Consider the following 18,023-nt stretch of genomic DNA (forward strand, 5'->3'; position numbering starts at 1 on the left):
ACATTTGTCATTTTATTTTGAAATCGTCGAGCTGTGCTATAATGATGCGGTAGAAAAGCGAGGGAAAGAAATGAAAAATAAAATGTATTACCAACTGGCAGGCAGTTTTGCGCTGCTGATTTTCGCCTTTTTAGGCTATGTTGTTCGATTTTACCCCACTTGGCTGACTGGCTTTGACGATGCGGTGACGGCCATCGTTCGCAGCAACTATCCCAATCTGAATTCCTTTTTTCTATGGATAACCCAATTTGGAAACGCCATTACCGTCATCATTTTAGCATTGGCAATTGTTTTTGTCCTTGTTCGTGGAAAAAAATATATGCAGACGCTTTGGCTGGCCGCCAATCTCATTTTAATTTCCGGCATCGCCAACCCGCTGCTGAAATTATTTTTTAACCGCCAACGCCCAACCCTAGAGCATTTGGTAACTGAAAACAGCTTAAGCTTTCCCAGCGGCCATGCTGTAACGAGCGTTATTCTTTATGGCACCATAATTTTCATTTTGCCGACCATTCTTGAAGGAAAAAAAATCACTCGCCTATTGCAGATTCTTTTAGGCATTCTAATTTTGCTAATTGGCGCTAGTCGGATTTATTTAGGGGTTCATTTCCCGAGCGATATTCTTGGTGGTTACACGCTAGGTTTAGCTTGGCTCTTTTTCACCTATCCCCTGTATGATCATCAGCGTTTTGTCTGGCAATTTTCAGGCAAACAAAAGTAAGGAAGGATACTCATGAAGACTGCTAATTTTGTAGAAAACAAACGTTACTACACTTGGAATCATGCTTTGCATCAAGAATTCGGTGGAAAAATTTTTAAAGTCCCTATCGACGCTGGTTTTGATTGTCCGAATCGAGACGGCACCGTAGCTCACGGCGGCTGCACCTTTTGCAGTGTCTCAGGCTCCGGTGATATGATTGTCGCACCGGAAGCACCATTGCCGCTGCAATTTGAAAAAGAAGTGGCACAGATGCATCTAAAATGGCCGGAGGTACAACAGTATATCGTTTATTTTCAAAATTTTACGAACACCCATGCGCCAGTCGCCGTCTTGCGGGAACGCTTTGAACAAGTCGTAAATTTGCCGGGGGTTGTCGGGATTGCCATCGGTACCCGACCTGATTGTCTGCCTGAAGAAACCGTCGAATACTTGGCGGAATTAAATCAACGCCTTTATCTGTGGGTGGAGCTAGGCCTGCAAACCACTTTTGAACACACCAGCACTTTGATTAATCGGGCCCATGATTACCAAACTTATTTAGATGGTGTCGCTCGTCTGCGGCAACACAACATCCGAGTTTGCACTCATTTAATTAATGGCTTGCCCGGCGAAACTAAAGAAATGATGGTTGAAAATCTCAAGCGGACTATTTTAGATTCTGATATTCAAGGAATTAAACTGCACTTGATGCATCTAATGAAAAAGACCCGCATGATTCGTGATTATCATGAAGGCCGGCTGCAATTAATGTCAAAGGCCGAATATGTTGAAGTTATTTGCGATCAGCTGGAACTGATTCCCCAAGACATTATCATTCACCGTTTGACCGGTGATGCTCCGTGGGATTCAATCATTGGACCGATGTGGAGTTTAAAAAAATGGGAAGTCCTCAACGCAATTGATGATGAGCTGGAGCGCAGAGATTCTTATCAAGGAAAATTTGCCCTGCGCTAATGGGAGTGAAAAAATGTTATTAACTGCAATGCGTTACAGCCACCTTTTATTGAAGGAAATTTTACAACCGGGCGATTCAGCCTTAGATGCCACGATGGGAAACGGCAATGATACTGCTTTATTGGCTGAATTAGTCGGCGCAAGTGGTCACGTATACGGCTTTGACCTGCAGGCTCTGGCTGTCGAAAATACTAAAAAACGTTTGGCAGAAAAAGAGCTGTTGCCTCAAAGTCAATTATATTTAAAAGGTCATGAAACGATTGACCAAACTTTAGCGGAGGATGTTCAACTGACTGCCGCAATTTTTAACCTCGGCTACTTACCTAAGAGCGATAAAAACATTATCACCCTGCCAGAGACTACTGAAATTGCGTTAACCAGTTGTCTCCGGCGTTTAAAAAGCAAGGGTCGTCTAATTATTGTCGCCTATTACGGACATCCCGGTGGACCAGAGGAATTAGCCACCGTTGAAAATTTCTGCGAAAATCTGCCGCAGGAACAATTCAATGTTTTAAAATACCAGTTTATCAATCAAAAAAATTCGCCACCGATTTTGTTTTGTGTGGAAAAAAAATAAAAAGTCAGCTGCGGCTGGCTTTTTTTCTGCCCTCAAAAAACTGGCAGACAAACTGATGGACTACCTTGAAAAAATTTAGCTTAGTAAGCTAAACATTTTAACAATTTTAATAAGATTAACTTAATAAGCAAAATTAGTAATTTTCCATTCCAACTGCCAAAATTCTTGCTGAAAGCCACTCCTGACATCCTTTGTTAAAAACGAAAAAATATTTTTCTGGCCCTTCCTTTTGCCATTTACCCTCCAATACTTATCATGCTATAATTTTTCTAATTCTTTTCTAATAAAACAAAAAGGAGTGTTGCTAATGGTCGCTTTGATGGCCTACGCCCTAGTGGCGGTTTTTTTAATTTTAATTATGACGAAAAAGTTAAGTCCCTTTGCGGCTCTTGCGGTCGTTCCCATCGTTTTTGGCGTGATTGGGCAACTGGTCGGACTGTGGGATGTTAATTTAGGAGAGGCGGCCTTGGAAGGCTTGCAGACAACTAGCACGACTGCCATAATGCTGTTGTTTGCGGTCTTGTTTTTCACGCTGATGATTGATGCGGGATTATTTGATCCTTTATCCAATGCCATGATTCGTTATGCTAAAGGCGATCCTTTAAAGGTGATGATGGCAACTGTTGCCCTTTCAGCGGGAGTTTCGTTAAACGGTGACGGCACAACCACTATGATTATTGTCTGTTCCGCCTTTGTACCCATCTATAAAAAATTAAACATGAGCATGTTGGACTTGGCCGTCTTAACCATTTTATCCCATTCCGTTTTAAATTTATTACCTTGGGGTGGACCGACTGCTCGCGTAATCACCGTTTTAAATTTAAATGAGTCTGAGGTTTTACAAGGCCTAGTCCCGATGATTATTGCGGCAACCATTTATATGCTAGTCGTAGCCTACATCATGGGGCGCAAGGAGCGCAAACGCTTAGGCATTTTAGAATTTACCGATGAGCATCTGTTTGAAATGACGACCATCACCGACCCAGAAATTTTAGCTATGCGCCGGCCGAAACTACTCTGGATTAATTTTATTTTGACAGCTCTGGTGATTATCCTATTAATTTGGGGAATCATTCCTTCGGCAATTTTATTTATTGCCGGCACCGCTCTTGGTTTGATGATTAATTATCCCGACTTAAAGGATCAGCGGGCTCGGATTGAAGCCAATTTACCTGACGCTGGTCAAGTGGCGATGGTAGTTATTTCAGCGGGAATTTTTATGGGAATTTTATCTGGTACTGGTATGAATTCGGCGATTGCCACCAGCATGACAGCAATTATTCCAGAAAGCTTAAGCCATTATTGGGGATTAATTGTCGCCTTGTTATCTGCGCCAGGGACCTTTTTCCTATCCAACGACGCCTTTTATTACGGCGTCTTACCGGTCTTAGCAGAATCAGGGATTGAATATGGTTTTACGCCATTGCAATTAGGTTTCGCTTCTTTAATGGGCCAAGCCTTCCATTTATTAAGTCCACTCGTTCCTTTCATTTATGTACTATTGCGAATGACCAACGTTGACATGGGCCAATGGCAGCGAAAAAGCGCCGTGATTGCCATCGGAATTTTCGTCGTCTATGTCCTGATTGGCATTGTTTTCGGCTTAATGCCACTTTCTGTTTAAATGCTTCAATAAAAAAACCAAACTGCTAAGAATTTCCCTTCTTATTAGAGGGGGAATTCTCAAAAGCGGTTTGGTTTTTTATTATTTTAAGAGTCCATGGCTGCGATAATTCTTGCGCCAAACTCAGCGGTACTAACTTCATGGGCATCAACCATCAAGTCAGCAAAATCCTTCGTCACATATTTTTCAGCAATTGTTTGTTCCAGTGCCACTTCAACCAGCTGAGCTGCTTCCCGCCAGCCAATATATTCCAACAATAGAACTCCAGAAAGAATCACCGAAGATGGATTCGCTTCATTTAAGCCGGCAATATTAGGCGCCGTCCCATGGGTGGCCTCAAAGATGGCATGACCATTTTGGTAATTAATATTGCCGCCAGGGGAAATTCCGATGCCCCCTACTGTGGCAGCTAAAGCATCCGAAATATAATCGCCATTCAAATTCAAAGTGGCAACCACTTGATAATCCTGCGGTGCCAACAGCATCTGCTGTAAAAAATTATCGGTAATAATGTCATTGATTAAAATCTTGCCACTCTCTAAGGCCGCTGCTTTTTCTTTCTCAGCCTCCGCTTTGCCAGCCGCTTTTTTGATTTTTTCGTACTCCCGCATGGAAAAAGTTTTATCACCGTATTCTGCCGCAATTAATTCATAGCCCCATTTACGAAAGCCGCCTTCGGTAAACTTCATGATATTGCCTTTGTGGACGAGGGTCACCACTTTTTTATTGTGACTGACAGCATACTCCATCGCACTTCTAACTAAACGCTGCGTGCCTTCAATCGACACCGGTTTGATGCCTACTGCGCTCGTTTTAGGAAAGCGAATTTTATCGACAGCAAAACTTTCTTTTAAAAAGGCAATCAACTCATTAGCTTCTGGAGATTCAGCAGCAAATTCAATACCGGCGTAAATATCTTCCGTATTTTCCCGAAAAACCGTCACAGCAACTCGTTCTGGGTGGCGCAAAGGCGAAGGAACTCCCGGAAAATAACGGACCGGCCGCACACAGGCATATAAATCCAATGCCTGTCTCAACGCAACATTTAATGAACGAATGCCTTCACCAATCGGCGTTGCCAACGGACCCTTGATGGCCACTAAACAGTCGTCAATAATTTCAACCGTCTCTGGTGGCAGCCACTGACCGGTTTCAACAAAGGCTGCTTCTCCAGCTAATAATTTTTGCCAGCTGATTTTTCTTTCTCCTTGGTAAGCAATGGCTACCGCCTGATCTAAAACCTTTTGGGCCTGTTGCCAAATTTCCGGCCCCACACCATCACCTTCAATGTAGGGAATAATTGGTTCTTGGGGAGTCACTAGCTGACCCGCCACCATTTGAATTTTCTCTGCCATATGCCCCTCCTTGAATTTTTATAAATAAGTATACCTCGTTTAATTCTCACTGTAAATTTAATTTTCTAATTTTATTCTCATATAGAAAAATCAAACAGGCCACCTTGATTCAGGTGGCCTGGCAAATAAATTATTTTAATTGCCAACAAGGCTGTAACTGTTAGCTTAACTTGCCCTCGAAAATAGAACAAGTAAAGCAACACTCTCCATGAAGACCAGTTTTTTATAAACGGATAATCGCTTTAGTCACGCCGTACTTTCCGTAGTCCGCCAGTAAATCCGGTACTTCCGCTAGTGTCAGTTGATGAGACAGCAGCGATTTTACATCAATCGCGCCACTGTTTAATAAGTCAACTGCCTCATTCAATGTGAAAGGATTGATAAAGGAGCCGACAATTTTTAATTCTTTTTGGAAAATTGCATGGGCAGAGATTTCAATTTTTGTTCCCGGTGACGGCACGCCGAAGAATAATAATTCTGCACCTTTATTCGCCAGCTCAACAGCCTTTTCACAGGTTTGCTTTTTACCGACGCATTCGATAATCAAATCATAGCTGTCTGTAATATCCCCCAGGTCCGCAAAAATATTTTTCACGCCCATCTCAGTTAACAATTGATGCTTTTGCTGATTCGGTTCACAGGCATCCACCCAGATAGCACCTTTTTGCTGTACCATCTGTAAAAAGAGGGAGCCGATGAAGCCGGCCCCAATCACCAATACTTTTTTGTCTGCAGTGATTGGTGCAATCTGATCAAATCCATGCAGCACACAGCTTAAAGGTTCAACCATTGCCCCGATTTCAAATGGTAGTTCTTGGGAAATTTTCAAACAAGCAGTCTCCGGGACATTACAAAATTCCGCCATCCCGCCGTTTCTCGTCACGCCGACAGCCGACAAATTATCACACAATTGTACGCGGCCATCCCGACAATAACGACATTTTCCGCAATAAATATTCGGATCAACTGCCACATGGTCCCCCACTGCCAAGGTGGTAACTTCGGCCCCAACTTCAATGACTTCGCCAGAAAATTCATGTCCCAAAACAATCGGCGGTGTGACCTCAGCTGACCCCGGCTCCCCGTGGAAAATATGCACGTCCGTTCCACAGACACCACAGTATTTTACTTTTAGCAGTACCTCTTGATCAGTAATTGTTGGAGTTGGTAATTCTTGAAGGCTCATGTTTTCTTTTGCTGTTAAAACTAATGCTTTCATGCGCTAGACTCCTTTTTTCTTTTAATTATAATCAAACATCAAATAAATAGAAACGCTTTCCTGAAAAAAAGCGAAAACTTTCCAAATTCCAACTTTCTTCCTATTTTTCCTTTGCAAAATCAACAACAGCTATACCAATCTCACAGTTATGTCAGATGAATCCATCAAAGATGCAAGAAAATCGTTAGCCGAATCGATTTTATTTCTGATTAGGTCCCAGTAAACTGAAATTAAGCAATAGAAGGGAAGAAACCTGATGATAAACATTCAAATAAAACCTTCAACAAACTCTTTTGTCGCCAAAGAAATCTGCAAATTTGTTAACTGGCTAAAAGCTAATTATGATTTCCCTAGAGTGATTTATCTCAATGTGACTGGTGCAAATTTTATCAGAAACAAAGAAGACGGCACCAAAAATGCCGCAACCATCTTTCTACCATTTTCACCCTTTGAACATGCGCAAATGAACATTTCCACTGGAGATTTTTTTTCATTGGTAAAAAAGCAGGGCAAAGATAATGCAATTTACACTACTTTAGAAAGCATCAGTCATGAAGTGCAGCATTATTATCAGTGGCTAGACAACCTAAAACTTGATGAAACGGAGGCTGAGGAAGGCGCAGAAGAATTGACTTATGAATACGTCGATGAACGTGGCTTTATTTTCCCCATTAAAAAGAGATGCTGGCATAATTAAAAAAGTGCAGCTGCCTCATCAGCAACTGCACAAAATTTCCAACTTTATTCTGCCCTTTTCTGCAGCTTATTTCGGGAAAAATCACTTGAACTCAGCAATTTCATTTTTCAAACGGCTGGGCCCCTAACCAGCTTTTAAACAAATTCGTGAGCCATTCTGAATCTTTTCGTTTAGTATCAAAGGACACATAGCCTGCATAAGTATAACTATAATCAATTTTCCACCCGCCAGTTTTCGTTTGTTTTTCCATTAATAATTTTCTGACTGGCAAAACCTCAGGCCGGTGCCAACTGTTGGTTTTGCCAAGAATATAAATAATATCTGTAAATGATAGCACATAGCTTTGGGGAAACATCAAGTCTGTGATATGGCTGCTAATCGGCTTTTGATTACTTAAACGCTGAAACATGTGATGCTCCAACATGTATGCTAATCCCTGCTGAATCAATTGAGTGACCTCTGCCTCTTCTCCAGCAAAATTTTGATAAGTGATTAAGGCTCGCACAGTTTTACCGATGCCGATAAAACACGGCACCTTTTTCATGCAACCGCCATGTTTGCAAATTCCATCGTAAGGCCAAGTCGTTTTACTGCTACGGTCAAACACTTGATAGTTTTTAATCCATTGAAAAGCTGCCTGTGCTTCTTTTGTTTGAGCCAAGCCTAGACGACAATAGGCTTCAAAGAGCATCGCATTGTAACAAGGAACAATGTCAGCGACTTTTCCTGTATAGGAAAACCCCGCTTCTGTAGCTATCTGTTTATTGATAAAATGAAGCAATTCCTTCGTATAATCCAGTTCAAAGGTGCCGGGAATTTCAGCTAAACCAAGCAGCGTCCAAATGCGACTCAAAAAATTTTTCTGCTCAATGCTAGTCAACTTCGCAACTAACTTAGATTCATTTAATAAATCCATAATTTCTGATTGAGAAAAACTTTTTAAGCTGTCATTTTCTTCAGCCAAACGTAATCTCAATGCACTGTCCATCTTCAACACCTGCCTTCAAGGTTATTATAGCAGGTTTTTAGTTGCTAAAGTTTAACAAACAAAAGTGCTGGGCTGCCTCTTCAGTTATCAAAAATCTTGCAGCTGACTTTCTGACATCCCATCAAAAGAAAATTTTGGTACAATATTTTTAAGGGCCTGTCAGCTTGGCTTATAACAAGAGAATTTCCAGTCAGAATAATTCGACCAAAGCTTACAGGCTGCCCTAACGATTAATCAAAATGAAAAATAGAGGTGTCCAAATGGTATTTCACATTGACGAATTAGCAAACTCAGGTTCTCAAATCGAGGGTCTACAAATTATTAACGCAAAAATGGTGACAGATGACCGCGGTACTGTCCGAGAATTATACCGCCAAAGCAGCTACTCAGCCTTCTTACCAGATTCCGTCGCTGCTTGGAAACAAGTAAATTTAACCCGAACAAAACGTGGTGCTGTCCGCGGTCTCCACGGCGAAGCAATGGCGAAACTGGTAACTGTCGCCCACGGTTCAGCCTTTGGCGCCTATGTAGACACTCGTCCCAATAGCAAAACCCTCGGCGCTGTCGTCACCGCTCAATTAACACCCGGCCTGCAAGTTTTTGTTCCTCAAGGAGTTTGCAATGGTTTCCAAGCTCTTGATGAGGATACTGAATACTTATATTTCTTTGACAATGAATGGCAACCGGGAATGGCCGGCGTTGCCCTAACGCCGTTAGATCCAGAGCTAGGAATTGATTGGCCAATTCCCCTTGATCCAAATGATCTTAATCAAGTCTCCGAAAAAGATGGTAAAGCCCCAACACTACGTGAGATTCTTGAAGGGCTAGCTTAAAAGTTACGGAATTTTTGATATCGGTTGTCTGTAGAAAAATTTTTTCCTGAAATGGGTTGATAACAACGAGTATCAGCCAAGTTGCTAAATAAAACGACCTCCAAAAGTTAGATGTTTAGTCTAGCTCTTGGAGGTCGCTATTTTTATGGCAAAATATAATTTTGATAGTTTTTTTGATAAACGACTAGCTGGCTGCTATCAAAAAAGACAGTCAGCTTTTGTGACAATATTCATTCTGCTTTTTTAAGAATCATTTGTCTAAAAAAAACGATAGGGAGTGCTTCTAAAAACTATTACGAAATAAATGAAGCAAGATTTTAATTTAATCGTTCCTTCTGCATATCTCTCCCCAAAATTAATTTTCCCGTCAACTAACGCTTATAATACATCCCCGAACTTTGGGGCTTGGTTTCGATAAAACCGAATTGTTCATAGAGTTTGCTGGCTTTTCCATCTGCGATTAATGAAATGTAGGCTTGGACATCTGCTTCTTCTGTGATATACACCATCAGATGTTTCATGATGAGTTTCCCGAGACCCTGCTGTTGAAACAGCGGGTCGACAACAATATCGACGATTTGATAGCTGGTGCCGCCGTCTCCAATAATTCGCCCCATGCCAATCAATTTATCCGTTTCAGCCTCCCGTAAGCAGACGCTGTAAAGACTATTGGCCAGCCCGATTTCTGCCCCAGCTAGAGATCTTGCTGACAGGCCGCCGGATTTTCTTAAGGCCAAGTATTCATCCCTGTGTGGAACCTCAATTTTCAATTTAACTTTAGCATTTTCCAATTAATTCACTCCTATCATATCCAACAAACTTCGATTTGTTTTTAATTTAGCTGAACCAGTCTCCGCTACAAATTTTTACAACAATAAAAATTATCCCGTAAATCGATAATTTTTTTCAGTAGAACTTCCTGCAGTCAGCTGAATTATTTCCCTTAAACTTACATTTTTTTAATTGCCTTAAATTATATCATACTGAGAATTCGTTTTTTCCCATGTCTAGTAGCACATAAATCCCCCATCACCTCAAAGCTACTAAATACCGAACACAATTTTTTCTCAACAAACTGAAAAGAAATTCCTGTTTAAGGTATAATATTTTAAACATGATAATTTACAGAAAAAGTTGGAAGTGAAATGAAAAAGATTATTGTTGAGTTAAACAAGTTTGCCCTGCCTTTGTTGGCGGGCAATATTATGCAAGTGGTAATTGGTCAATTGGCTCTAGCTTTTGCCGGAAATCTTTCCTATGAAAATATCCCGGCAATCACAACGATGACAAATTTTTTGTTTTCAGTCACTGGAATTTTAGGGGTCATCGCCGTTGCCTTTAATATGATTAGTTCAAAAGCCTTAGGCGAGAAAAATACTGAGAAATTCCAGCACCTTGTTTCATCCATCATTTGTCTCAGTCTGCTGATTGGTGGAGCGGCTATCGGCATTCTGCTGTTGGGCAGTAGTTTTATTCTTAAAACGCTCTATCATTTTGAAGGAGAATTATTTTCAATTGCCCAAGCCTATCTCTTTAGTATGTCTCCCTATATCTTGTTAGTGTTGCTGAGTTTTGCCCTAACAAATTTGATAAAAGTGAAGCGCAAAACAAATTACATTTTAATTGTTTCCATCATTTCTTCAATTATACAAGCCTTCTTATCCTATGTCTTAATCAACGGCGCCTTCTTCTTTCCGAATCTTGGCATTGTCGGGGCGGGTTTATCAGAAATGATTGCCTTATTAATTTCAGTTATCTTGTATCTTCTTTTAGTCCGGAAAATGCTTTTTGCAGCCCTGAAAACTAAGCCGACTGAAATCAAACATATTCTTAAGCGGGCAACGCCGTTAATGTTTCAAGAAATTTTAGAAGGCGTCTTGTTCATCATCGTTTTTGAGGCGCTTATCTCAAGAATCGGCGTGTTGGCCCTCACGACTTATTCTTTGCTGATGCAAGGAATCAATTATGCAAAAATGCCGACTTTTATGTATAGTAACAGCCTGTTTGTCTTTGTCAGCGAGGCACATGGTGAGAAAAATAATAAAAAAGTACAGCAAAATATGCTTGGCGCCTTAAGTCTTTCCGTATTTTTCTATGTGCTCATAGCAGGACTGCTGATTGCCGGCTATCAACCCTTCGGCTCGTTATTTACTACAGATGCCCAAGTTGTCGAAAACTTTGGCCGCTATGTTTCCTTAGGCTGCTTGGCAATCTTTACAACCGTTTTTTACGAAAACATCAAAGCAACACTCGTGTCACTGGAAAAAGAAAAGCTCGTGCTATTGGCAACAACTATCGTAAATGGAATTGCCATCATTGCCTTAATTCTGCTGAGCTATTTGGACTTGTTGAGCTTTTCGCAGGCACTTATCATTTATGGTGTAAATTATTTTATATTAGATGGGTTGTTCCTTTTGTTTTATCGAAGGGAGATAGCAAACTATATTTAAAAACTGGAGGCTTAGATATGAGAAAAGTAGAAGTGGTTCCTTATAATAAGAATTGGCCAAATCAATTTAGACAAGAAGCCAAACTAATAAAAGAATTGACCGGAAAAAATCTGATTAATAATGAGATACAACGACATATAGCATTAAAAGAATACTTAATTCATGATAAAACCAAACGACAAGAATACTCTGAAACAAAATCTTTTCTGGCTAAAAAATTTCCCAAAGATATTGAAAATTATATTAAAGGAAAAGATGCGTTAGTCAAACGGTTAGAGCAGGAGGTGCTAATTTTTAAATGGCAGTTACTAAAGAATAGTCTCAACTGTCTAATTTGACCTCCGCCATCATATTTTCACAATACTTTATCCCCACAAAAACAAAAAAAGTCGTCCCCGCAGGAACAACTTTTTAAAACAAAATGATTACCACGTCATCGCTGCCATTACTTTTTCAGGGTCTTGCGGATTTCCAATTAAAGGGCGGTTTTTGTCGAGAGAAGCTATTAGAGTGATTTCATTTTCTGTTAAAGAGAAATCGAAAATCGCAATGTTTTCCGCCATCCGTTCTTTGTGGGTGGACTTAGGCAAAACTGAAATCCCTAGTTGAGTAAAATATCTCAGCACTACTTGTCGAGGAAATTTTTGATATTTTTCCGCAATTTCGATTAAAGCAGGTTCGTCAAACATTGAATTTTCCAAGTTTTGTCCGAAGGGAGCGTAGCCTTGGTGAGCGACTTGATATTTTTTCATCAATTGATTGGCTGCTAGTTGCTGCGAATATAAATTAGTTTCGACTTGATTTACTGCCGGCACAATTTCATTAAAATGAATCAGGTCAATCAGTTGGCTCTCTGCGTAATTAGAAACGCCAATTGCTTTGATTTTACCGGCTTGATAAAATTTTTCCAAGACGCGATATGCAGCGTAGGTATTGCCGAAGGGCCAATGCAATAACACTAAATCGAGATAATCTGTTTGCAGATTTTTTAACGATTCGTTTAATTTTTCTTCCGCGGCTGTTGTTTCATAATCTTGAAACCATAATTTCGTTGTGATAAATAGTTCCTCACGACTTACCGGACTTTTCGCTAGCGCATTGCCTACTGCGACTTCATTGCCATAAGCCTGCGCAGTATCGATTAAGCGATAACCGGTATCGATGGCGTTCAAGACAGCTGTTTCACACTCCTGAGGGTCAGTAATTTGATACGTGCCAAACCCGATAATGGGCATTGTTAAGCCATTGTTTAATTGAATAGATTGCATGTTCTTCCTCCTAAAAAATTTGGTACAATAACGGTAACATCCTCGGGTAACCCGAGGTCAAGTGATTTATTAAAGAGGGTGAAAAAAATGTATTCAATGAAAGAAGTTTGCCAATTGTTGCATGTCACAGAGTATACATTGCGCTATTATACCGATGAAGGACTGGTGCCAAGTGCCGCTCGAGATAAAAATAATCGGCGCATTTTTGATGAGGAGGCCATCGATTGGCTGCGGGGAATTATTTATTTACGAGGGCTGGATATGTCGATTGAAGCCATTAAGGAATATGTCACCTTATGTCTGATGCCCGGTAAAGAAGCCATCGAAAAACGTTTGAAAATTGTCGAGGAGCAGGAAGTCTTCGCTGAAAAAAATCTGCAAGAAGCCCAAAAACGCTTGGCCTATCTGCGACAAAAAATTGAACATGAAAAATCAATTCTAAATCATGAAATCCCGGATAATCATAATCCTCGAAAAAAACATCATTAAAAATAATGCCCCAAAGTGACCAAAATTAGTCTAAGGAACTGACTTTTATCTGGCCATCAATGGGGCATTTATTTTTTTAGATAAATTTACTTTGAATACGAATTCTGTCATCAATTTCAGCAAGGGCAGTTGTTTGGGTCTGATCTTGTTGATCCAGCTGTGCAATTGCTGACAGCTCTTCTGGATTTAATTGAAAATCCCAGACAGAAAAATTCTCTTGCATTCGTTTTGGCTGAACGGTTTTAGGGATAACGATAGTTCCTCGTTGCAGGTGCCAACGCAAGATGACCTGAGCCACTGACTTTTGATGACGGCTAGCAATAGTTACTAAGACTGGATGACTGAAAATATTATCGCGACCCACAGCAAAAGGTGACCAAGCCTCTAAAGAAATCTGCTTCTCCTGCAAAAATTTTCTTTCATACTTCCGCTGTAAAAATGGATGTGTCTGTAATTGATTAACTGCGGGAATGACTTCACTATTTACTAGCAAATCAAACAGTCGGTCGTTAGGAAAATTGGACACGCCAATCGCACGAATTCTTCCTTGCCGATACAGCTCGGTTAAAGCTTTCCAAGAACCAAAAATATCGCCGAAAGGATAATGCAGAAGATACAAATCCAAATAATCAGTCTGCAACTTGACTAGCGTTTCATCAAAAGCCTGCAAAGTCTCTTGATAACCAAAATCTTCAATCCAGAGCTTTGAGGTGAGAAAAAGTTTTTCTCGGCCTACGCCAGATTGCTTCATCGCCCGACCAACAGCAGATTCATTTTGATAGATGGCCGCCGTGTCAATCAGCCGATAGCCGGTTTCAATTGCCTTTTCAACAACTTGTTGACACTCACTTAAATCAGGAATTCGACAGACACCAAAGCCAAGCTGAGGAATCTCAAGGCCATTATTTAATTTTACAAAATCCATTTCATCACGTCCTTTCTTAAAGCATACCTGCCTCGGGTTACTGGAGGTCAAGAATTTTTTTGTTTTAGAGATGCTAAAACTGCGGGCAGGCATTTAGCCAAATATAATCAACTCTGCTCATGAATCTTTTTTAGTTCACTATGCTACAACAATTTATTTTCTTGCAGCGATACTATGACAACCTTTTTTATTTGGTATACTTGATACATCAAAGTTCACAGGAGGCTTTATGATTTCATCTACGTTAACATCCTATCCAGGAAAAAAAGTTGTCAAAGATTTGGGCATTGTTTACGGCTACGACGATAAGCTGCGGCCATTGCGGGGCATCACCGCAATTTCTGAATATCTCGATCAAGCGATTTTAGATTTAGAAAAAAACGCCGAAAAATTAGGCGCTAACGCAGTATTAGGAATTTCCTTTTCAATGATGGACAAAGCGTTGCCCGCAGTAATCGGGACAGCTGTCTATTTAGAGGATGAGGAATAAAAGCTTTACAGATCAGTCCGTCAAATTAATTTTTGGCGGCTTTTTTGTTTAGTCAAATAAATTACCAAACTATCTTTGATAAGTTTTCTTTACATTTTGTAAAACTAATTTATAATTAATTTAGAGGTGAGACGAATGGATAAAGAAAAAATTTTGAAAAAAGCACAACATGACAAACAAGACGAAAGAAAAAATCAGCTGAATGATTTTTCGATTGGAACTACCGGGGTCTTTTTACTGATTTCAATTGCTATCATAACTCTGCTCAAAATTATTTTTAACCAAAATTATTTGGATATGCTGGGACTCCTAGTCGCTGGCATAGGTGCTTATATTTTTGGCTATGCCACTTTCGGTTTTCAAAAAAGCAACTTTTTCTCTAAACAAGGAGCGCTATATATTATTTCAGGGTTCTTGATGGTGGCCGGCATCGCTTTGCTTAATGCTTATTTTCAGGGGCTCTTATGAAAAAAGATGAGCTTCTTTTACATAACCGTCTCAAGGTCGCCCGCGCAGAAAAAAACTTCAATCAATCTGACCTAGCGCAATTAGTCGGCGTCTCCCGTCAGACAATCAGCAATATTGAAAAAGAAGAATTTTATCCCTCGGCAAAACTCGCCTTACTACTATGCATTGCCTTAGATAAAAAGTTTGAAGAGCTTTTCTTTTTTTGAAATCTCGCAGTTTCTTAGCTTGAATAAGCCAAATAACCCGCCAATAAAAAATGGCGGGTTGTTTCCATAAAGAGATGCTGTTTTATTGCAGAGCTTCTATTGGTAAATTCATGCCCTTCCAGCTTTCTAATGCTCCACCAAGCTCATAGGCGTTGAAACCAGCTTTTAGAAGGATTAGTAAAGCCATCTAAAAATTTTAAAAATCCATTCAAGTTGGATTTAAACAGCCTAGTAATCTGAAGCAATCTCCAGAAGTTAGACCAAAAATCTAACTATTGGGATCACTACATTACTTAGCTGTTTTTTAATTTCTCAAATAGTGAAATTATTCTGTCTGCGGGGCTGTGGATTGATATCTTTTTAGACGTTCCTCCAAGGTGCCCGTGTGCAACTCAAACAAATGATTGTCGTAATCATAAAAATAAATAGAAGCACCCTCGCCTTTAACCCGCGAACGCCCCTGTTCAATTTTTAAGCCTGCATTTTCAATCCGTATAAGGTAGTCATCTATCTCAGAAGCCGCTATTTGAAAAGCAATATGATTGTAGCTTTTTGGCAAAGCTGCCTGGGAATCCTCCATCAATGCAATCCACAAGGAATCAATTAAGAAAAATTTTTCCGGATAAAGAGAAAACTGCTCTGGGCCGCTGTTGTAAACTTCAGTTGCCTCGAAAATGTCGCTTAACATTTTTGCAGAACGCTTTAAATCTTTAACAATAAAAGTAATGTGACTGATTGGCGCCATAATATTCTCCGTTTCTTAAATTCATTTTCAAATAATCCTTTTTGAGAAAAATAAGAATAATTTAGACGGTCAACTAATTTCTTCTTGATGGTGCCAATACTGCGAAAGGAAAAAATTTTCAATACTAAGTATGTCAATCACCGAAACATCTTTTTCAGCTATCGTGATTGGCGCATCCTTTTCTAAAGAATAATCCATTGGTTGAAGGGTTAGCTGAGATTCGCTGTGCTCGATAATTCGTCCAATAAAACTGGTATCTGTCGTGTCGGCAAGGACGGTTACAACAAGTTTTTCTTGTAAAGCAAAGTCATAAACATTGTCATACATTACCAAATTATCTACACTGCTTTTGAGTAAATATGGATCATAGACGCCATTTTTTTGGTTGAGGCGCGTCACAAAATTGAAATAATTCAGATACCTAGATTCACTGACAGTTTCTGTGATTAGACTTTTACCCACAGCTGAAATTGAATCCAATGTACCATACTCTGACACCATTTCAAAGACGATAAAATCAGGCAGCTCCAATAACTTCTTCCCCAAATTAAAAGACTCATCTGGGGAAGAGTCGTATAAATCTCAATTAAATTTTGTTTGTCCATATTGAATTCCTCCTTTTAAATTTTTACGGTTAATATAAGCTGCTTGGTTATTTTTCATAAAGATAGCCTCTAAATTCCTCATATTTTTCAGTTATCCTTAGGGCCTCAGCCAATGACTCCTGTCGATTTAATTCTTTTTCTTTAACAACTTGAAAATAATAAGCTAATTGTTGAGCGATGGATAGCATTGTTATATATACTGCGTCATCTTTTCCGTCAGACGCTACCAATGAAAAGAAATCACCCGTGGCAATGTTTATTTCTATCGGCTGCTCTTCATCATACGGAAAAAACGAGGAAGCTACAAAAATGCCGTTTGAATATCGTGTTCTTACCTGATTGGCGCCGGTAATATTAAGGTGTAGTTGTAACGGAAAGTGGTAATTATTCTCTACCCAGCGAACAAAACGACTGATTTCAATTTTGACAAATCTGTTGGTTGACGGTTGCATCTGTAATTTAAGCATCAACATTTCGCCTCCTACTGCCTTTTTCATAGACATTCATAGTTTTCTATTGCTACATTTATCTTACAAAAAATAACCTCCATACCAAATGGGTTTCCCTAACGATTCTCTTTCATTTTCGTGGGATTAATCTAACAATGACAGATTAAAAAGATTATTTACACTAGTTTGTGTCAAGAAACTTTGGTATCTTTGTAAAAAAGGAGGTAAAAGAGATGAAATTTAAACATATTGTCATTTTTTCAGTCAAAGATTTTAACGCAAACACCGAAAAAGAGGGCTATTTTCCACAAGACGGTGTCGTCATCAATGTCTTTGTCAGAAGCTCTGGAACAAACGCTGTCGCTGTTGGTTTTGCAAGATAGCCTTAATTTTTAGATATAAAGAAGCCCGCCAAATATCCCAATTGGCGGGCCGTTTTGTGTGAGTAGGTTAGTAGGAGGGGCTTTGTTGTGCGGAAGCTCTCATTTCCATAGAAAGGTTGAAACAACTTTATGCCAGTCATTCTCGATAGTTATTTAGCTTTCAGCTGGATAAAATTTTGATATCTGGCTATAAGAATCTTCTTTGGGCTGGCTTAATTTTAAGCTTTATAAAAGTTTAAGCAAATGAAATAAAAAATCTTATGGAAACTACCTTTAAAATGAGTCTATTTCATTCTTCAAATGATACACTAGAAGAAGACATACCGCATCTTAGGGAGGAAAAAAATAATGATTCTCATTACGCTTTTTTTACTGATTCTTGCCGGCTTATTTGCTTTAATCGGTTTTAAATTTAGAAATAAAAAATGGCTGAGATTGATTGCTGGTAATAACTTTAAAGAGCATACTAAAGAAGCAGCAGACATTGCTCCCTTCGTGGGGATTGTAATGTTTGTCCTTTGCGCTTTTATTTTAGCTACAGCTTTTTTTACCACATACTTGTATTTGAAATAATTTT

At 39.6% G+C, this 18,023-nt stretch carries 23 protein-coding genes and 1 pseudogene; 14 read left to right on the top strand and 10 right to left on the bottom strand.

Annotated elements, in window-relative coordinates; translation table 11 throughout:
• The first annotated feature begins 70 nt into the window (after positions 1-70).
• The 4 genes from ACYSNU_RS04370 (at position 71) to ACYSNU_RS04385 (ending at position 3,876) form a co-directional block, all read left to right on the top strand.
• Positions 71-721, top strand: coding sequence for a phosphatase PAP2 family protein (locus ACYSNU_RS04370; RefSeq protein WP_461735986.1), 651 nt, complete (start codon positions 71-73; stop codon positions 719-721).
• A 12-nt stretch (positions 722-733) separates the two neighbouring features.
• Positions 734-1,675, top strand: coding sequence for a tRNA modification radical SAM protein MnmL/YtqA (gene mnmL / locus ACYSNU_RS04375; RefSeq protein ID WP_461735987.1), 942 nt, complete (start codon positions 734-736; stop codon positions 1,673-1,675).
• A gap of 13 nt (positions 1,676-1,688) precedes the next feature.
• Positions 1,689-2,252 carry a tRNA 5-(aminomethyl)-2-thiouridylate-methyltransferase MnmM gene (mnmM, locus tag ACYSNU_RS04380; RefSeq protein ID WP_461735988.1) on the top strand — a complete coding sequence of 188 codons (564 nt, stop codon included), beginning with the start codon at positions 1,689-1,691 and terminating at the stop codon, positions 2,250-2,252.
• Positions 2,253-2,559: 307 nt separating this feature from the next.
• The gene (locus tag ACYSNU_RS04385) at positions 2,560-3,876 is read left to right on the top strand and encodes a CitMHS family transporter (RefSeq protein ID WP_461735989.1); all 1,317 of its coding nucleotides are present in this window, start codon (positions 2,560-2,562) and stop codon (positions 3,874-3,876) included.
• A gap of 86 nt (positions 3,877-3,962) precedes the next feature.
• Here the strand turns inward: ACYSNU_RS04385 and icd are convergent, their stop codons facing one another.
• Both icd and ACYSNU_RS04395 read right to left on the bottom strand, forming a co-directional pair.
• Positions 3,963-5,231, bottom strand: a complete 1,269-nt coding sequence (gene icd / locus ACYSNU_RS04390) for an NADP-dependent isocitrate dehydrogenase (RefSeq protein WP_461735990.1) — start codon at positions 5,229-5,231, stop codon at positions 3,963-3,965.
• Positions 5,232-5,454: 223 nt separating this feature from the next.
• Complete coding sequence (locus ACYSNU_RS04395) at positions 5,455-6,450, bottom strand: zinc-dependent alcohol dehydrogenase family protein (RefSeq protein WP_461735991.1); 996 nt, start codon at positions 6,448-6,450, stop codon at positions 5,455-5,457.
• A 256-nt stretch (positions 6,451-6,706) separates the two neighbouring features.
• Between ACYSNU_RS04395 and ACYSNU_RS04400 the strand changes: the two genes are divergently transcribed.
• A complete protein-coding gene (locus ACYSNU_RS04400; RefSeq protein WP_461735992.1) occupies positions 6,707-7,147 on the top strand; it encodes a hypothetical protein in 441 nt (146 codons plus the stop codon).
• Between the two features lie 100 nt (positions 7,148-7,247).
• Here ACYSNU_RS04400 and ACYSNU_RS04405 read toward each other — a convergent pair whose 3' ends face one another.
• Positions 7,248-8,135, bottom strand: coding sequence for a hypothetical protein (locus ACYSNU_RS04405; protein ID WP_461735993.1), 888 nt, complete (start codon positions 8,133-8,135; stop codon positions 7,248-7,250).
• A 260-nt stretch (positions 8,136-8,395) separates the two neighbouring features.
• On the opposite strand from ACYSNU_RS04405, the gene ACYSNU_RS04410 reads away from it, so the two are divergent.
• The gene (locus ACYSNU_RS04410) at positions 8,396-8,968 is read left to right on the top strand and encodes a dTDP-4-dehydrorhamnose 3,5-epimerase family protein (protein WP_461735994.1); all 573 of its coding nucleotides are present in this window, start codon (positions 8,396-8,398) and stop codon (positions 8,966-8,968) included.
• A 371-nt stretch (positions 8,969-9,339) separates the two neighbouring features.
• On the opposite strand, the gene ACYSNU_RS04415 is transcribed toward ACYSNU_RS04410, so the two are convergent.
• The gene (locus ACYSNU_RS04415) at positions 9,340-9,759 is read right to left on the bottom strand and encodes a GNAT family N-acetyltransferase (RefSeq protein ID WP_461735995.1); all 420 of its coding nucleotides are present in this window, start codon (positions 9,757-9,759) and stop codon (positions 9,340-9,342) included.
• A gap of 354 nt (positions 9,760-10,113) precedes the next feature.
• Here ACYSNU_RS04415 and ACYSNU_RS04420 point away from each other — a divergent pair, with 354 nt between their 5' ends.
• Complete coding sequence (locus ACYSNU_RS04420; RefSeq protein WP_461735996.1) at positions 10,114-11,418, top strand: MATE family efflux transporter; 1,305 nt, start codon at positions 10,114-10,116, stop codon at positions 11,416-11,418.
• Between the two features lie 17 nt (positions 11,419-11,435).
• Positions 11,436-11,756, top strand: a complete 321-nt coding sequence (locus tag ACYSNU_RS04425; protein WP_461735997.1) for a GrpB family protein — start codon at positions 11,436-11,438, stop codon at positions 11,754-11,756.
• An 87-nt stretch (positions 11,757-11,843) separates the two neighbouring features.
• On the opposite strand, the gene ACYSNU_RS04430 is transcribed toward ACYSNU_RS04425, so the two are convergent.
• The gene (locus ACYSNU_RS04430) at positions 11,844-12,686 is read right to left on the bottom strand and encodes an aldo/keto reductase (protein ID WP_461735998.1); all 843 of its coding nucleotides are present in this window, start codon (positions 12,684-12,686) and stop codon (positions 11,844-11,846) included.
• Between the two features lie 87 nt (positions 12,687-12,773).
• Between ACYSNU_RS04430 and ACYSNU_RS04435 the strand changes: the two genes are divergently transcribed.
• Positions 12,774-13,175 (top strand): MerR family transcriptional regulator, encoded by a 402-nt coding sequence (locus ACYSNU_RS04435; RefSeq protein WP_461735999.1) that lies wholly within the window; start codon positions 12,774-12,776, stop codon positions 13,173-13,175.
• Positions 13,176-13,251: 76 nt separating this feature from the next.
• On the opposite strand, the gene ACYSNU_RS04440 is transcribed toward ACYSNU_RS04435, so the two are convergent.
• On the bottom strand, positions 13,252-14,100 hold the full coding sequence (locus ACYSNU_RS04440) for an aldo/keto reductase (protein WP_461736000.1): 849 nt from the start codon (positions 14,098-14,100) through the stop codon (positions 13,252-13,254).
• Positions 14,101-14,329: 229 nt separating this feature from the next.
• Between ACYSNU_RS04440 and ACYSNU_RS04445 the strand changes: the two genes are divergently transcribed.
• From ACYSNU_RS04445 to ACYSNU_RS04455, 3 genes are all read left to right on the top strand, one after another.
• On the top strand, positions 14,330-14,590 hold the full coding sequence (locus ACYSNU_RS04445) for a heavy metal-binding domain-containing protein (protein ID WP_265459368.1): 261 nt from the start codon (positions 14,330-14,332) through the stop codon (positions 14,588-14,590).
• 135 nt (positions 14,591-14,725) lie between these two features.
• The gene (locus ACYSNU_RS04450; protein WP_461736001.1) at positions 14,726-15,058 is read left to right on the top strand and encodes a DUF6442 family protein; all 333 of its coding nucleotides are present in this window, start codon (positions 14,726-14,728) and stop codon (positions 15,056-15,058) included.
• Complete coding sequence (locus ACYSNU_RS04455) at positions 15,055-15,264, top strand: helix-turn-helix transcriptional regulator (RefSeq protein WP_265459370.1); 210 nt, start codon at positions 15,055-15,057, stop codon at positions 15,262-15,264. The genes ACYSNU_RS04450 and ACYSNU_RS04455 overlap by 4 nt, the downstream gene beginning before the upstream one ends.
• An 82-nt stretch (positions 15,265-15,346) precedes the next feature.
• On the opposite strand, the pseudogene ACYSNU_RS04460 reads toward ACYSNU_RS04455, so the two are convergent.
• From ACYSNU_RS04460 to ACYSNU_RS04475, 4 genes and pseudogenes are all read right to left on the bottom strand, one after another.
• Positions 15,347-15,448: pseudogene (locus tag ACYSNU_RS04460) on the bottom strand (rhodanese-like domain-containing protein); the annotation flags it as partial.
• Between the two features lie 141 nt (positions 15,449-15,589).
• Entirely contained in the window at positions 15,590-16,009 is a 420-nt protein-coding gene (gene fosX, locus ACYSNU_RS04465) for a FosX/FosE/FosI family fosfomycin resistance hydrolase (RefSeq protein ID WP_461736002.1), read from the bottom strand.
• Positions 16,010-16,078: 69 nt separating this feature from the next.
• A complete protein-coding gene (locus ACYSNU_RS04470) occupies positions 16,079-16,555 on the bottom strand; it encodes a hypothetical protein (protein WP_461736003.1) in 477 nt (158 codons plus the stop codon).
• Between the two features lie 106 nt (positions 16,556-16,661).
• Positions 16,662-17,084: a hypothetical protein gene (locus ACYSNU_RS04475; RefSeq protein WP_461736004.1), complete on the bottom strand. Its 423-nt coding sequence runs from the start codon at positions 17,082-17,084 to the stop codon at positions 16,662-16,664.
• A gap of 212 nt (positions 17,085-17,296) precedes the next feature.
• Between ACYSNU_RS04475 and ACYSNU_RS04480 the strand changes: the two genes are divergently transcribed.
• Together ACYSNU_RS04480 and ACYSNU_RS04485 are read left to right on the top strand one after the other, a co-directional pair.
• On the top strand, positions 17,297-17,446 hold the full coding sequence (locus tag ACYSNU_RS04480; RefSeq protein WP_461736005.1) for a hypothetical protein: 150 nt from the start codon (positions 17,297-17,299) through the stop codon (positions 17,444-17,446).
• Between the two features lie 348 nt (positions 17,447-17,794).
• Complete coding sequence (locus tag ACYSNU_RS04485) at positions 17,795-18,019, top strand: hypothetical protein (RefSeq protein WP_461736006.1); 225 nt, start codon at positions 17,795-17,797, stop codon at positions 18,017-18,019.
• The last annotated feature ends 4 nt before the right edge of the window (positions 18,020-18,023 follow it).

This window comes from Enterococcus sp. LJL120 (assembly GCF_054871765.1).